Source organism: Chryseobacterium sp. UF-290 (genome assembly GCF_058245615.1).
Genome location: NZ_JBSICB010000016.1, coordinates 42,098 through 57,742, shown reverse-complemented (window position 1 = coordinate 57,742; position 15,645 = coordinate 42,098). Strand labels below are relative to the sequence as shown.

Here is a 15,645-nt window from a genome sequence, read left to right as displayed (position 1 = left end):
TATGAGAAAGCTCCTGATCCTTTTCTTCGTATTCCAATTGCTTTTGATCCATTCTCAGGTAAAAAAGAATCTGGTAATTCCGAAAAACCCTAAGATAGGACTGTCGCTCGCCGGTGGTGGTGCCAAAGGTTTTTCACACGTCGGAGTACTTAAAGTATTGGATTCATTGGGAGTGAAAGTAGACTATATTGCCGGAACAAGCATGGGCGCCATTGTCGGCGGACTCTATGCTTCCGGATATTCCGGAAAAGAAATAGAAAAAATCGTTATGGATACGGATTTCTATTCTCTCATTATGGATCCTAAATCACGGCAGGAAACCAGCTTTTTCAATAAATCCGTAGACAAATATCTTTTGTCTATTCCGTTGAAAAATGGAAAAATCACCCTTCCCTCTTCCATCAGTACAGGGCAGAGAAATGTCTATCTCCTTAAAGAACTTTTCAAGAATGTTTCAAATATTGAGGATTTTTCAAAAATGCCTATTCCGTTTCTGTGTGTTGCCACCAACCTTGAAAGCGGAAATATGCAGATATTCGAAAAGGGAGATCTTGTACAGTCGATCATGGCCAGTTCAGCATTTCCATCCTTAATGGATCCTGTTAAGATCGGAGACAGCATTTATATTGACGGAGCAATGACGGTGAACTACCCTTCAAAGCCATTAAAGGACAAAGGAATCGATATCGTGATTGGTGTGGACCTGAACCAGGATCTTTCTAAAAGAGAGGATTTAAACAATATTATAGCGATCCTTAACCAGGTCATCGATTTTGGCATAAAAAGAGATACCCGCAGACAATACAAGTATACGGACATTAACATCAAGCCTGATCTGAAAGGAATGTCCGCCACCAGCTATGATGACAAGAAAAAAATTCTGGACAGCGGCTACGCGGAAGGCTTAAAATATTCTCAGGTACTGGATCAGCTGCCCAAGCGGCCTTTTGAACGTCTCAGACAGCGTATAAACCCTATCTATTCCAATGTATATAAGATAGACAGCATTTCCATTGAAGGAAGTAAAATTTACGGCAAAAACTATACTTTGGGTAAGATGGGACTTCGTCTCCCCTCTTTACAGACCTATGGAAATATCAATAAGATGATTGATAAGCTTGTTGCTACCAACAATTACCGTTTTATCAACTACGATATCGTTCAGGAAAATGATGCCAATTATTTAAAGCTTTACGTCACTGAAGACGATACCCGGCATTTTTTAAAATTCGGACTGCATTATGATGAAGTTTTTAAAACAGGTCTTCTTTTGAATTATTCTGCAAAAAGGCTTTTATTTAAAAATTCAAACCTTTCCCTGGATGTCATTGTAGGAGACAGATTCAGATATTACCTGAATTATTTTATAGATAACGGATATATACCGGGATTTGGTATTTATTCCTCAGGAATGAGCTTCGATATAAAAAATGTAGACAATTATGTTGTAGACAGATGGGAATGGTTCAGAAATGAAGCTTTTATACAATCCGTATGGAAAGATAAATTCGCTATCGGGGGCGGGATAAGCCACGATTACTTCAAAGCGGAAAACAGCAACGGTGACAACAGGCGCTACAGCCGTTTTTTAAATCCTTACGTCTTTATGAAAACCGATACTCAGGATGATAAGGAATTTCCTACAAAAGGAATTTATTTTGCTGCGGAGGGAAAGGTGATTGACCTTTTAAAATCTGAGGTGGACAAAAGAATCGTTCAGGTAAAAGCAGATCTTAGAGTCAACGTTCCTATCGGGAAGCAATTCACTTATCGTCTCAATCTGTTCGGAGGAATTACGATTGGCGAAAATCTCCCCTCCTATTATCAGTACAGATTAGGGGGTATATTTGAACAGAACATTCTTAATTTTAAAAGTTTCGGAGGATTTTATTTTGCCCAGTTGTACACCAACAATGCAATATTAGCTTCCAACGATATTCAGTTTAAGTTTAATAAAAACTATTTTATCAGCGGAAACTTTACCTTTGCCAATCTGTCAAATGATATTAATTTTGAACAGGCAGTTAAAGTAAATTATAGTTCACTGGGACTTACTGCAGGGTATAAATCTCCTTTCGGACAGATTAAAGTAAATTTTAGCCACTCACTAAAAAACAATCAAAAAGGCATATTCAGTGTTATTTTAGGACACTGGTTTTAATTACAATGATACAATTCTTTTATGAAAATTTACCGGAATCGGTAGATACGGATTACAAAAAATGGCTGGAAGATCTGATTCTTTCAGAAGGAAAAAAATTAGGAGAAATCAATTATATTTTCTGCGATGACGAATATCTGCTTAAGATCAACCAGGATTATTTACAGCATGATTATTATACCGATATCATCACTTTCGATTATGTAAAAGGCAAGACAATAAGCGCTGAGATTTTTGTATCTTTGCAGCGCATTTCTGACAACGCTTCTACCCTATCCCGGGATTACGAAGAAGAATTGAGAAGGGTTTTAGCCCATGGTATTTTACACCTTGCAGGCTATAAAGATAAGACGGAAGAGGAAGAAAAAGAAATGCGGAGAATGGAGGATCTGTACTTAGCAAAATATAGGGATTTAAAGAATTAAAATTAAATAATCACTTAAAATCCGATGTCTAAAGTACTCAATTCTAGGAACAATATACATTTACCTAGAGTGCATTCTCCAAAAATGTTTCACGTGAAACATTGGTTATAAAGATAAGGTTTAAAGCTTAAAACAAGCGAGATAAAAATGATTTCAGAAATATATGATGTAATAGTAGTAGGTGCAGGACATGCAGGTTGTGAAGCGGCAGCAGCTGCGGCCAACCTCGGTTCAAAAACCTTACTTGTTACAATGAATATGCAGACCATCGGACAGATGAGCTGCAACCCGGCAATGGGTGGAATCGCAAAAGGACAGATCGTAAGAGAGATTGATGCAATGGGTGGATATTCCGGAATTGTCGCAGACAAATCTGCCATCCAGTTCAAAATGCTGAATCTTTCAAAAGGTCCTGCCATGTGGTCCCCAAGAACCCAAAACGACAGAATGCTTTTCGCAGAAGAATGGCGATTGGCATTAGAGAATACTCCCAATCTTGATTTCTTTCAGGATATGGTGAAACAGCTGATTATTGAAAACAATAAAGTAACAGGAATTATTACTTCTTTAGGAATTGAGATCAAAGCAAAATCAGTAGTCCTTACCAACGGAACATTCCTTAACGGATTAATTCACGTTGGTGACAAACAATTAGGCGGAGGAAGGATGGGTGAGCCAAGAGCATTTGGCATCACTGAACAATTGGTGACTTTAGGTTTTGAAGCCGGAAGAATGAAAACCGGTACTCCACCGAGAGTAGACGGAAGAAGTCTGGATTATTCCAAAATGGAAGAGCAGAAAGGAGATGAAAAACCTCAAAAGTTCAGCTATCTTGATACTCCTAAACTAACAAAACAACTAAGCTGTCATATTGTTTACACCAACGAAACGGTACACGATATCTTAAGAGAAGGCTTTGACAGAAGTCCAATGTTTAATGGAACAATTCAGAGCTTAGGTCCGAGATACTGTCCAAGTATTGAAGATAAGATCAACCGTTTTGCAGAAAGAAACAGACACCAGCTTTTCGTAGAACCGGAAGGATGGAAAACCGTTGAGATTTACGTAAACGGATTCAGCTCATCTCTACCGGAAGATGTACAGATCAAAGCCATGAAACATATTCCGGGATTTGAAAATGTAAAAGTTTTCCGTCCGGGTTATGCTATTGAATACGATTACTTCCCTCCTACCCAATTGAAACATACCCTAGAAACAAAATTAATCGACAATTTATATTTTGCAGGACAGATCAACGGAACTACAGGATATGAAGAAGCAGCTGGCCAGGGTTTAATTGCAGGTATCAATGCCCACAATAAAGTACATGAAAAAGACGAGTTCATTCTCAACAGAGATGAAGCTTATATTGGAGTACTCATCGATGATCTGATTACCAAAGGAACAGAAGAACCATACAGAATGTTTACTTCACGTGCCGAATACAGACTTCTTTTAAGACAGGATAATGCAGATATCAGATTAACTGAGAAAGCTTATCAATTAGGATTAGCTAAAGAAGAGAGATTAAGAAAGGTAGAGACTAAAATATCTGAAAGTCAATCACTTGAAGAGTTTTTACGGGAAACTTCTTTAAAACCAGGAGTTATCAATCCTATTCTTGAATCTATAGAAAGCAGTCCGGTAGATCAGGCTTACAGAGCAGCTCAGATCCTTACAAGACCTAATATGACATTAGAAAAGCTGGATAAAATTGATTTTATTAAAGATACTTCTTCTCAATATAGCGATGAAGTAAGAGAGCAGGCAGAGATCAATATCAAGTATAAAGGATATATTGAAAAGGAAAAAGAGAATGTAGCCAAACTAAATCGTCTGGAAAACATTAAAATTCCTGAAGATTTTGATTATACAAAGCTTTCCAGCCTTTCTGCAGAAGCAAAACAGAAGATGTCGAACGTACGTCCAAAGACTATTGCACAGGCAGGAAGAATAAGCGGTGTTTCTCCGGCTGATATAAACGTTTTACTGGTCTATTTAGGACGTTAAAAAAGAAATGTTTCACGTGAAACATTTAAAAAAATACAACGAAAATTAAGGTATTTATAAACGTTTAACAGCTTGTAAATATCTTAATTTTTTTAATATAACAGATAGCGATTTCAATGAAAATAAAAGATCATTTTCTTTCACAGGAAGTATTTGAAATTAAGGAAACAGAAACAAAAGGAGTATATAAGACCTCCCCTATTCCATCCAACATTTCCAGATACTATGAAAGCGAAGATTATATTTCCCATCATCAGGATTCCGGAAGTCTGAAGGAAAAACTTTATAAATTTCTTCAGTCCTTCAATCTGCAGTATAAAAAAAATATTCTGGTCGACAGAATAAAAAAAGGCTCCAAAGTTCTTGACTATGGATGTGGTGCAGGAGAATTTGTAAAGTATATAGAAAATGACTTTGAAGCTTTTGGTTTTGAACCCGATGCTGATGCCAGAAAAGCAGCGCAGGGAAAAATAACAAAAGCGAAGATACTTGATGATATCAATAAGATTGAAGAAAAAAGCTTAGATGCTATTACGTTATGGCATGTATTTGAACATATCGAAAATCAGGACGAAATGTTGAATATCTTTCACGGGAAATTAAAGGAAAAAGGACTTCTGGTCATTGCAGTTCCCAACCCTACTTCTTATGATGCAAAACATTATAAAGAATACTGGGCAGCTTACGACGTCCCAAGACACATTTATCATTTTTCTAAAAATGGAATGGAAAATCTGATCTCTAGAAAACCGGATTGGAAAATGAGAAAGATCAAACCTCTAATCCTGGATTCATATTACATCTCCATGTTGAGCGAAAAATATAAAAAATCTCCATTATTTTGGCTAAAAGCAATTATCTACGGAACGATTTCTAACGTAAAAGCCATTTTTTCGAACGAATTTTCAAGTTTGATATATATTATCGAAAAAAGATAGAAAATCGATTTTTAAGCCATTTCTGAAGGTCAATTTTCAGTATTTTCAACAAAAAATTTAAAAACTCGGGAAAATTTACTCCAGAGTTTTTATTTTTTGAAAGCGTTCTCAAATTCTATTGTAAAATTTTCATTTCCGAAAATGACTTATTCTGTAATAAAATTTTATAGAAAGTCCCCTACTCTATTTTTGTAAACACATAAAAATTAACAGAATATAATTTTAAAGGGGCAATGATCAATTACTCCTTAATTTTGAGAAAAGTATTTCATAATGTTCAAAAGATAAAATTAAGATATAGCATACTCCAAAAATTTGAGTTTATATTTTAAATATAACTATGGAGTTCAATTTCTTCTCTTCAAAATTAAAATAAGTATAAAACCAGAAATAAAATTCCCGGAACACAAAAAAGGAAAATTAAAACTCAAAAAATATATTAACTATCAATTATTTTACATAAATGAATTTTTTGGAAATCCAGTCAATTAGAAAATAAAAATTCACGCTTCCTACTCCAATATTTGAAAGCTGGAAAATTTGAAGAAAATTAAAAGTTGTTTATACTTAAAAACTATTTCTCAAAACATATAAATTTCTAATCCCCTGGGGCGATCACAAAAATTCTAATCGGGAACCGTTGAGTAAAGAAATATCTTTTTAATCCTCCAAAAACAAATCCCTAATCAGATGAATCTGAAAAATATCTAAAAACTTCAATTTTCAAATTGATTCCGGATCATCTGAGCAAGTCTCGAATCTAATTCATTAAATAAATAGTAAGGATATATAAGCAGTTTAAATACATGAAAAAACACTTAAATATCTGTAAATCAATATATAATTTAACTATTTACAGCATTAAGAATTGTAAAATAAAAATATATAATTTTTTTAAAAAAAACGGTCATAATTTGGTTATAAAATAATAGCTTATTAATTGATAATCATATAGTTTAAACACTATATATATGATGTAAACAATTTAAAAAAATAGAAAAATAAGAAGGAATAGCAATACAGTACCAGAATCTAAGTAGGTATGATAAGCCAGGAAATTCACAATAGAAAAGCTTTATCATTAGCCACGTCTATCATACTATACTAATTATCTTTTCTGTAAGATAGAAAAGCGTCAAAAATGATCCGTCGCAAGCAAGACTGTGTCATAGTAATAAAACTCATCTTCTTTAAAAATGAAAGCTAAGTAGCTCTGGAAGATCCTTTTCTTTATAAGCAATATTATTATATTTTTTTGACTCTCAAATATCACGACCCATGATTAATTTATGAAGAAAAAGAATCATTTTTATCTCAAAAAACTAACTCTAATTCTCCCTCAAAATTATATTTTCAGTAAATTCAGATAGCCCATATCCTGCCATAATCCATCATTAAAAATACAAGTTTTGTTCTTCAATAATGATATTTGAAGGGTCCTATTTTGAAACTTATAATTTTTGGAAAATATAAATTCCAGTAAATGAAGGTAATAATCTACTCATAACCTAAGGTTATATCTAAAATCTTTTTAAACCGCGATCAATACTGGATTTTATAGCAAAGTTCAAGCATAAAAAAAGTCTGCTAATATAATTAGCAGACCTCAGAATATTTGTTTTTACTTTCTACTTAGTTATTGATGGCGGCTACACCGGGAAGCTCAAGTCCTTCAAGACTTTCAAGCATTGCTCCACCTCCGGTAGAAACATAACTTACTTTGTCAGCATACCCGAATTGCTTAACGAATGCAACACTGTCTCCTCCTCCCACTAAAGAGAAAGCTCCTAGTCTTGTTGCTTCAGCAATGCTCTCACCAAGCGCCACAGTTCCTCCTGCAAAATGTGACATTTCAAAAACTCCGATCGGTCCGTTCCAAAGAATAGTTCTTGAATTCAATAATACATCGTTGAACTGATCTCTTGATTTATGACCGGCATCCAATCCCATCCATCCTTCAGGAATAGCATAGATATCTGCTTCTTTTCTTTCTGCATCATTGCTGAAACTTTCAGCGATAATAGCATCAGACGGAAGATATACCTTTACTTTATGCTCTTTAGCCTTCCCTAAAATTTCAAGAGCAAGAGGAAGCTTATCTTCTTCTACTAAAGAATTTCCAATTTTACCCCCTAAAGCCTTAATAAATGTAAATGCCATTCCTCCCCCAATGATCAGATTGTCTACCGCAGGAAGAATATTTTCTATGATGGTGATTTTAGTTGAAACTTTAGACCCACCCAGGATAGCTGTAACAGGTCTTTCACCACTTTTCAATACTTTATCGATTGCCTGTAATTCCTTAGCCATTAATAAACCGAAAAATTTAGTTGATGGGAAATACTGAGCGATAACAGCTGTAGAAGCATGAGCTCTATGCGCCGTTCCAAATGCATCATTTACATAAGCATCTCCCAGCTTAGAAAGCTGCTCAGCGAAACCTTCATCTCCTTTCTCCTCCTCGTTGTGGAAACGTACATTCTCCAATAATAAAATTTCACCAGGCTTCAGATCAGCAGCAGCTCTCTCAGCTTTTTCCCCGATGCACTCATCAACAAATTTCACTTCCTGTCCAAGAACGCTTGAAATCTCTCCTACAATATGCTTAAGAGAAAATTCATCCTTAACTTCTCCTTTCGGTCTCCCAAGGTGCGTCAATAAAATAACAGAACCACCATCCTTAAGGATTTTTTCAACGCTTGGCTTCACAGCAACAATTCTGGTATTATCGGTCACTTTCAGCTGGTCATCCTGTGGAACATTGAAGTCAACTCTTACAAGAGCCTTCTTATCTTTAAAATTGAAGTCGTTAATTGTTTTCATTTTATATTCAGATTTATTTTTTCCTGAGATCTCCATACAGCCGCCAACTCAGCTCAGATCGCTTTTCAGCAGACATCGGCAGGGGCAGCTCCATAAATTTCATTGAATTTTCGTTTCACAAATGTAAGGTTTTAAACTTTTTCAACAGATTGATTAAAATAAAAGTTTTCAAAAACTTTCCCCGAACCCAATCACCCATTAATCAACAATCTTTTTCTCTTTATAAAAAAAATAATGTAGTTGTTGTTATGTATTGTTAGTAACGGGGATAAGTTTTTGATCTAAAGTTTATCATATTCAACTGTCAGTCAATTCATATTTAACTCACAATATAAATCTCTGTAAACCTGCATATTCAGGGACTTATTCACAAATGTTGATAACTTTGAAGAAAAGCCATTATTAATTATTTTATTATGGAGAAAGCTGGGGATAGCTGAAGAAAACATCCGGAAAGTTGTGGCGAAAACATCCGGAAAGATTTTCTATTACGAAATAAATTGATCTTTAAAAACAGAAAGTTGAGAAAAGTTTTCCACACTTATTAACAGACCTTTTCACAATTAACTCCCGGTTTACTAACACGAATTGTTATTATTCTTACCTTTGTAATGAAATAGAATCTAAAAAAGCTTAATAAGAGTATTATGAAAAGAAAAATTGCTATTGCAGCGGACCATGCAGGCTATGAATATAAGGAGATTGTTAAAAACTACCTCTCAGAACAATTTGAAGTTCAGGATTTTGGCACGTTTTCCACAGACAGTGTGGATTATCCGGACTTTGTACACCCTGCTGCAACCTCTGTGGAAAACGGAGAAAATGAGCTGGGAATTCTGATCTGCGGAAGCGGAAACGGGGTACAGATCACTGCGAACAAACACCAGAAGATAAGATGCGCTCTTTGCTGGATGCCGGAGATAGCAACACTGGCAAGACAGCACAATGATGCGAATATGATTTCAATGCCCGCAAGGTTTATATCAAAGGAGCTGGCGATAGAAATTGTAGACAAATTTCTATCGACGGATTTCGAAGGAGGAAGACATCAGAACCGGGTTGATAAGATCACAGTTTGCTAAATATACTAAGGCTTGTAAATCATATTACAAGCCTTATTTATTTTTTATTCGTACATTTGCATTGTTCAATAGAAATTATACTCTATTATTCTCACTAAGAGCCTTTATCATATTCAAAATATATTTAGTAAAAGGTTTTTCTCTTTTCTTCTCTATAATTGTATTAAATTTATACAAAACTAAAACTCCCGTTATAAGTAAGTTTGAAAGGAAATTGCTGATGATTTACTCAAAGGGATAAATAGCAAAAATTGAATTACCTTTATCTGTAGTAATAGATAGAAATTAGAAGAGGTTTCATTTGAATGAAAACCAGAAACAATTAAAAGAAAATTAAAATGCCAAAAAAAAGAAAATATATAAGTCATAAAAATGATTTGAAACTGATGGAGATCGGAAGACTGATCCTGCGTTTCATGAATGCAAATGCATCAAAAATTTATAATTATAAGCAGATCGCTGACGGGATAGATTACAAGAACCCGAGACAAAGGGAACTTGTGATCCAGGCACTGCATAAGCTTCAGGGATCTGAAAAGATCAAAGAAGTGGAAAGAGGAAAGTATATCGTGAATCTGAAAATTGCGGGAACATTAACCGGAATTATAGATTTCAACCAGAGCGGAAATGCTTACGTAAATGTGGAGGGAATGGAAGATGATATCTTCATTCACTCCAAGAACGTAAAGGACGCCCTGCAGGGAGATAAGGTTCTTATTATAACTTATCATTATAAAGGAAAGAAACTGGAAGGCTCCGTTTTGGAAGTTTTGGAAAGAACCAGAACAGAATTTGTAGGAACTTTTCAGAAGGTTGCGCATAAGGATTTCGGGTTTGTGGTTTGTGATAAAAAAACGATCAATACAGATATTTTTATTCCGAAGAACAAATTCAATAATGCGGAGGATGGCGATAAGGTTATCGTTAAAATGACTGAATGGAAGCCTGGTGATAAAAATCCTGAGGGAGAAATTACACAGGTATTGGGTGCTCCGGGAGAGCATGAAACGGAGATCCACTCTATCCTTGCAGAATATGGTCTTCCTTACGAGTTTCCACAGGAAGTTGAGCTGGACGCGGATAAGATAGACAGAGCCATTACGGATGAAGAGGTAGCAAAGCGCTGGGATATGCGTAATATCTGTACATTTACCATTGACCCTAAAGACGCCAAGGACTTTGATGATGCCCTATCCATAAGAAAATTACAGAACGGAAACTGGGAGGTCGGTGTTCATATTGCGGATGTATCCCATTATGTGGTGCCGGGAACGATTCTGGACGATGAAGCCTATCAGAGAGCTACTTCAGTATACCTGGTAGACAGAGTTGTTCCAATGTTACCTGAAGTACTGAGCAATGATGTATGCTCCCTTCGTCCTCACGAAGATAAATATACCTTCTCAGCAGTTTTTGAACTGAATGATCAGGCTGAAATTCAGAAGCAGTGGTTTGGAAGAACAGTCATTCATTCAGACAGAAGATTTACCTATGAAGAAGCCCAGGAACGTATAGAGACGGGTGAAGGAGATTTGGCAGAAGAGATCAATGTTCTTGACAGACTGGCGAAGATCATGCGTAGCGAACGTATCAGAAAAGGGGCGATCACTTTTGACAGAAGCGAAGTAAGATTCAATCTTGATGAAAATAATGAACCGATCGGGGTTTACTTTAAGATAAGCAAGGATTCCAATCACCTGATCGAAGAGTTCATGCTTTTAGCCAATAAAAAAGTATCGGAATACGTATCCTTATCAAGAAAAGATGAGATTACCAATAATACTTTCATCTACAGGGTTCACGATGATCCGGATCCTGCAAAACTGGAATCATTAAGGGACTTTGTGGCCACTTTCGGATATAAGATGAATCTGGCCAACACGAAAAAGGTTGCCGAATCGTTAAATAAGCTTCTTCATGACGTCAAAGGAAAAGGAGAAGAAAATATGATCGAAACGCTGGCGATGAGAAGTATGAGCAAGGCGGTATATTCTACAGAACCGATCGGTCACTATGGGCTGGGGTTTGAGTATTATACCCACTTCACCTCTCCTATCCGACGTTATCCCGATCTGATCGCACACCGCCTTCTTCAGCATTATCTGGATGGCGGAAAATCTCCAAGCAGACAGGAGCTGGAGGACAAAGCGAAGCACTGCAGCTCAATGGAAAGACTGGCAGCAGATGCAGAAAGGGATTCTATCAAGTTCATGCAGGTAAAATTTATGGAAAAACATCTTGGGGAAACTTTCACGGGGGTAATTTCCGGTGTTGCTGAATTCGGATTCTGGGTAGAAATTCCTGAAAACGGAGCTGAAGGTCTGATCAAGCTGAGAGATCTTGTAGATGATTCTTATATGTATGATGCCAAAACCCATGCGGTATACGGCATAAGACACGGAAATAAATACCAATTGGGCGATCAGGTTAAGATCAAAGTAGTGAAAGCAAATCTGATACAGAAACAGCTGGATTTTAAGATCGTTGAATAATATCAGAATCAAAAAAATAATTAATGAAAAGAGGTTATTCCAAAGCTGGAATAACCTCTTTATTTTTTATGAAGTTTACAATGATAAAACTTCTTTACCGCTTCATTTTTCTTCAGGAACTCCTCTTTCCCGCCTTCAGCTTTCTTTTTAAAATCATACGCAAAACAGCAGGTAAAATAAAGTTGATATATCACAACTTTATTGAATAATTAAATCATAAAGTCTAACTTTGTATTAAACGAAATGAAATTTTTTCATTTTAAAACTTATTAAATGCTTGAATTAGTACTATCTGCCATCATTTTAGGATTCATGTTGAGTCTGGTTTTTATAGGACCTATATTTTTTCTCCTGATCGAAACCAGCTTTTCCAGAGGCCCAAAGCATGCCTTATCATTGGATCTTGGCGTTATCACTGCAGATCTGTTGTGTATTGTAGCAGCATATTATGCCAGTGCAGATATTGTTACCTTAATCGATAAGCATCCGGGCTTTTACAGGATCACTTCCATTCTGATTTTTATTTATGGGATTGTCATGCTGGTCACGAGGACCAAGATGCATATGCCCGGTGAAGAAAAGATCATTGGCCAAAATTATATAAAGACCTTTTTTAATGGTTTTTTCTTTAACCTTTTAAATGTAGGAGTGATCCTTTTCTGGCTGGTAACGGTAATTTCCGTAAGGAATCAATATCCGGATACCAGCAGTTTTGTTTTATATATAGGTATTGTGATCGCCACTTATCTCTGTATTGACCTTGCTAAAATATTTCTTGCCAAACAATTTCACGATAAACTTACACAGAAGCTGGCCAACCAGATCAGAAGGATTGTGGGGGCTATTCTTATTATTTTCAGCTTCTTTATCTTCCTGCAGAGTTTCAAAAAATTCAATCAGTTTGAAAGACAGCTGGAAGAAGCAGAGAAAAAAGAAATAAAATATCAACAAACGAAATGAAAAAAAATGTCTTTCCAAAAGCCCTGAAGAAGGGGGCTAAAATTGCTGTTATTTCCCCTGCCGGATCTGTAGATGCTTCCCAGCTTGAAAAAGGGATAGAAATGATTAAAAGTAAAGGATTTGAGCCTGTATTGGGAGAACATCTTTACTCCAGATTTTCGAATGGGTATAACTATGCCGGAACAGAAAAGGAAAGATTAAAAGATCTCAACTGGGCTTTAAACGACAAAGAAATCTGTGCCGTGTGGGCTTCCAGAGGAGGCTATGGATGTCAGCACCTGATTCAGCATCTGAGACTGAAAGGATTTACAGAGAATCCGAAATGGTATATCGGATATTCCGATAATACGGTGATCCAAAGCTATCTGCTGAAAAAAGGCTTTGTGTCTATCCATGGGCAGACCATCAAAACATCAAGTTTTGGAGTGACGGATGAGAGCTATGATCTGATCTTTGATATTTTAAAAGGAAAAACGCTTAAATATAGCTTAAAATCACATCAGCTGAATAAAGAAGGGAATATGGAAGGAGAAGTGGTCGGAGGAAATTTAGCCCTGATCTACGCCCTTCTGGGAACCCGGTATTCTTTTGATTTTAGAGATAAAATTTTATTCATTGAAGATATCGGAGAAAACTTCTATGCGCTGGACCGAATGATCATGAGCCTTGAGCTGGCAGGAGTTTTCAATAAGATCAAAGGACTTATCGTAGGGGGAATGACCAATATGGGCGATGAAAAAGAAAACAAAAGCTATGAAGAAAGCTTTGACGGGTTTGCCTATAAGCTGATCTCAGAAAGAATTTCAAAATATAAATTCCCTGTAGTATTTGGCTTTCCGAACGGGCATATTAAAGATAACAGACCTCTTATTATAGGTGGAAAAGCTAAGGTAAAGGTTGAGTCTAAAGTAAAGATCGAGTTTTAAAAATGGATAATATAATTCTTAAATATTCTTACTCTCCAGGTTTTATTGGAGAATTTATATGCAAGGATTTATTAATTTCCCGGACCTTTGAAACTAGGCTTCAGTTTTTCTGGCATTTTGATCCGGGCTACTTTCCCGATAATAATGATGGACGACAGTATAGAAGAATTACTACTATAAAAGATAAATTGCCGGAAGAGTTGCAGGAAATCCTTAAAAAAGTAATGCAGTCTGACATAAAGGTAATTGTACCGGAAATCATAAAAACAGATAGGATTGAATATTCCACATCTGCGCATTTTAAAAATGAATTTTATAAACTGCAAATTCAAAACGAGGAAAAATATATCAATATTCCCTATGATATTTCCAAAGTTCTGATAGAAGGAAATGATGCAGAGCTGTTTTTTGATCTTCATACTGAATTGAAATCCTGGATTGATGAGGAATTTGAAATAGCTTCAGAAGGAAAAGCCGTTAAACTCAATAAATAAAGGAAACAATGGCTGATCACAATGATTTTGGAAAAGCAGCAGAAGATATGGCAGCTGATTATCTTCAGAAGAATGGCTATAAGGTCCTTGTCAGGAACTTTCGTTTTCAGAAAGCGGAGATCGATATTATTGCTGAGAAAGATGACTTAGTGATAATTGTTGAAGTGAAAGCAAGATCTACAGACGCCTTCATGCTGCCACAGGAAGCAGTCACCAAAACAAAAATAAGATCAATTGTTTCCGCTGCCAACCGCTACCTGAAAGAATTTGAAAAAGACAATGAGGTAAGATTTGACATTATTTCCATTCTTCCGGATGAAAATAAGAACCTTATCATCAACCATATAACCGATGCTTTTCAGGCGTTTGATGCGAATTAACCATGCAAAAGACAGATTGTGAAGTGATATATTCCGCTGTCGTTTACTTTGATAGATAGTATCCGGTATCAGCGCAGCAATACGCTGCTTCGGCAAATTGTTATGCTGATATCATTAAATAATTAATTTTTTATGAAAACAATATTAATCACCGGAGCCACTTCCGGAATAGGCAGATCCACTGCGGAACTTTTGGCTAAACAGGGAAACAGGATCATTATCTGTGGAAGAAGAAACGAGGTCCTTGAATCGGTAAAATCTGAACTATCTCAATATACCGAAATATTTAGTTTGAAATTCGATGTGAGAAGCCTTGAAGAAGTGGAGGATGCAATCAGTTCGCTTCCTGAAAACTGGAAAGATATTGATGTTCTGATCAATAATGCGGGAAATGCCCATGGACTTGATCCTCTTTCTGACGGTAAGACGGATGACTGGGATTCTATGATCGACGGTAATGTAAAAGGATTGCTCTATGTTTCAAAGATGATCATTCCCGGAATGAAAACTAAAAATTTAGGTCATATTGTAAATATCAGTTCTGTAGCAGCAAGACAAACGTATGCAAACGGTGTGGTTTATTGTGCTACCAAAAAAGCGGTAGACGTGATTTCTGAAGGAATGAGGCTTGAGCTTACCGGATCTGGCATCAAGGTGACCAATATTCAGCCGGGCGCGGTAGAAACAGATTTCTCTCTGGTAAGATTCAAAGGAGATGATGAGAAGGCGGCAACAGTGTACGCGGGATATGAACCCTTGAAGGCAGATGATATAGCAGATGCGATCGCTTATTGTATCAATGCTCCAAAACATGTTACCATTTCTGATATGACCATTTATCCAAGTGCCCAGTCAGAACCAAGAACAATCTATAGAAAATAGTCTCAAAATAAAGGATTAAATTTGCGGCATATGTAAAACGATTTTGCTCTTTCGCAATTTAGCTTAAAATAA

12 protein-coding genes are annotated in these 15,645 nt (G+C 36.1%); 11 read left to right on the top strand and 1 reads right to left on the bottom strand.

What is annotated here, in order from left to right; translation table 11 throughout:
* The first annotated feature begins 1 nt into the window (after window position 1).
* The 4 genes from AC4IF5_RS16760 (at window position 2) to AC4IF5_RS16745 (ending at window position 5,534) form a co-directional block, all read left to right on the top strand.
* The gene (locus AC4IF5_RS16760) at window positions 2-2,161 is read left to right on the top strand and encodes a patatin-like phospholipase family protein (RefSeq protein WP_490736478.1); all 2,160 of its coding nucleotides are present in this window, start codon (window positions 2-4) and stop codon (window positions 2,159-2,161) included.
* Window positions 2,162-2,166: 5 nt separating this feature from the next.
* Window positions 2,167-2,586, top strand: a complete 420-nt coding sequence (gene ybeY / locus AC4IF5_RS16755) for an rRNA maturation RNase YbeY (protein ID WP_490736476.1) — start codon at window positions 2,167-2,169, stop codon at window positions 2,584-2,586.
* A gap of 147 nt (window positions 2,587-2,733) precedes the next feature.
* The gene (gene mnmG, locus AC4IF5_RS16750) at window positions 2,734-4,596 is read left to right on the top strand and encodes a tRNA uridine-5-carboxymethylaminomethyl(34) synthesis enzyme MnmG (RefSeq protein WP_490736474.1); all 1,863 of its coding nucleotides are present in this window, start codon (window positions 2,734-2,736) and stop codon (window positions 4,594-4,596) included.
* A 116-nt stretch (window positions 4,597-4,712) separates the two neighbouring features.
* A complete protein-coding gene (locus AC4IF5_RS16745; RefSeq protein WP_490736472.1) occupies window positions 4,713-5,534 on the top strand; it encodes a class I SAM-dependent methyltransferase in 822 nt (273 codons plus the stop codon).
* 1,632 nt (window positions 5,535-7,166) lie between these two features.
* Here the strand turns inward: AC4IF5_RS16745 and AC4IF5_RS16740 are convergent.
* Window positions 7,167-8,357, bottom strand: coding sequence for a phosphoglycerate kinase (locus tag AC4IF5_RS16740; RefSeq protein ID WP_490736470.1), 1,191 nt, complete (start codon window positions 8,355-8,357; stop codon window positions 7,167-7,169).
* Window positions 8,358-9,004: 647 nt separating this feature from the next.
* Between AC4IF5_RS16740 and rpiB the strand changes: the two genes are divergently transcribed.
* The 7 genes from rpiB to AC4IF5_RS16705 all read left to right on the top strand — a co-directional run bounded on the left by rpiB (window position 9,005) and on the right by AC4IF5_RS16705 (window position 15,573).
* The gene (gene rpiB / locus AC4IF5_RS16735; protein WP_490736468.1) at window positions 9,005-9,439 is read left to right on the top strand and encodes a ribose 5-phosphate isomerase B; all 435 of its coding nucleotides are present in this window, start codon (window positions 9,005-9,007) and stop codon (window positions 9,437-9,439) included.
* A 338-nt stretch (window positions 9,440-9,777) separates the two neighbouring features.
* Window positions 9,778-11,931 carry a ribonuclease R gene (gene rnr / locus AC4IF5_RS16730; protein WP_490736466.1) on the top strand — a complete coding sequence of 718 codons (2,154 nt, stop codon included), beginning with the start codon at window positions 9,778-9,780 and terminating at the stop codon, window positions 11,929-11,931.
* Window positions 11,932-12,204: 273 nt separating this feature from the next.
* Window positions 12,205-12,891 carry a LysE family translocator gene (locus AC4IF5_RS16725; protein ID WP_490736464.1) on the top strand — a complete coding sequence of 229 codons (687 nt, stop codon included), beginning with the start codon at window positions 12,205-12,207 and terminating at the stop codon, window positions 12,889-12,891.
* Complete coding sequence (locus AC4IF5_RS16720; protein WP_490736462.1) at window positions 12,888-13,817, top strand: S66 peptidase family protein; 930 nt, start codon at window positions 12,888-12,890, stop codon at window positions 13,815-13,817. The genes AC4IF5_RS16725 and AC4IF5_RS16720 overlap by 4 nt, the downstream gene beginning before the upstream one ends.
* Before the next feature lie 2 nt (window positions 13,818-13,819).
* Window positions 13,820-14,311, top strand: a complete 492-nt coding sequence (locus AC4IF5_RS16715) for a hypothetical protein (RefSeq protein ID WP_490736460.1) — start codon at window positions 13,820-13,822, stop codon at window positions 14,309-14,311.
* A gap of 8 nt (window positions 14,312-14,319) precedes the next feature.
* On the top strand, window positions 14,320-14,691 hold the full coding sequence (locus tag AC4IF5_RS16710; RefSeq protein ID WP_490736458.1) for a YraN family protein: 372 nt from the start codon (window positions 14,320-14,322) through the stop codon (window positions 14,689-14,691).
* A gap of 132 nt (window positions 14,692-14,823) precedes the next feature.
* On the top strand, window positions 14,824-15,573 hold the full coding sequence (locus AC4IF5_RS16705) for an SDR family NAD(P)-dependent oxidoreductase (protein WP_490736456.1): 750 nt from the start codon (window positions 14,824-14,826) through the stop codon (window positions 15,571-15,573).
* The last annotated feature ends 72 nt before the right edge of the window (window positions 15,574-15,645 follow it).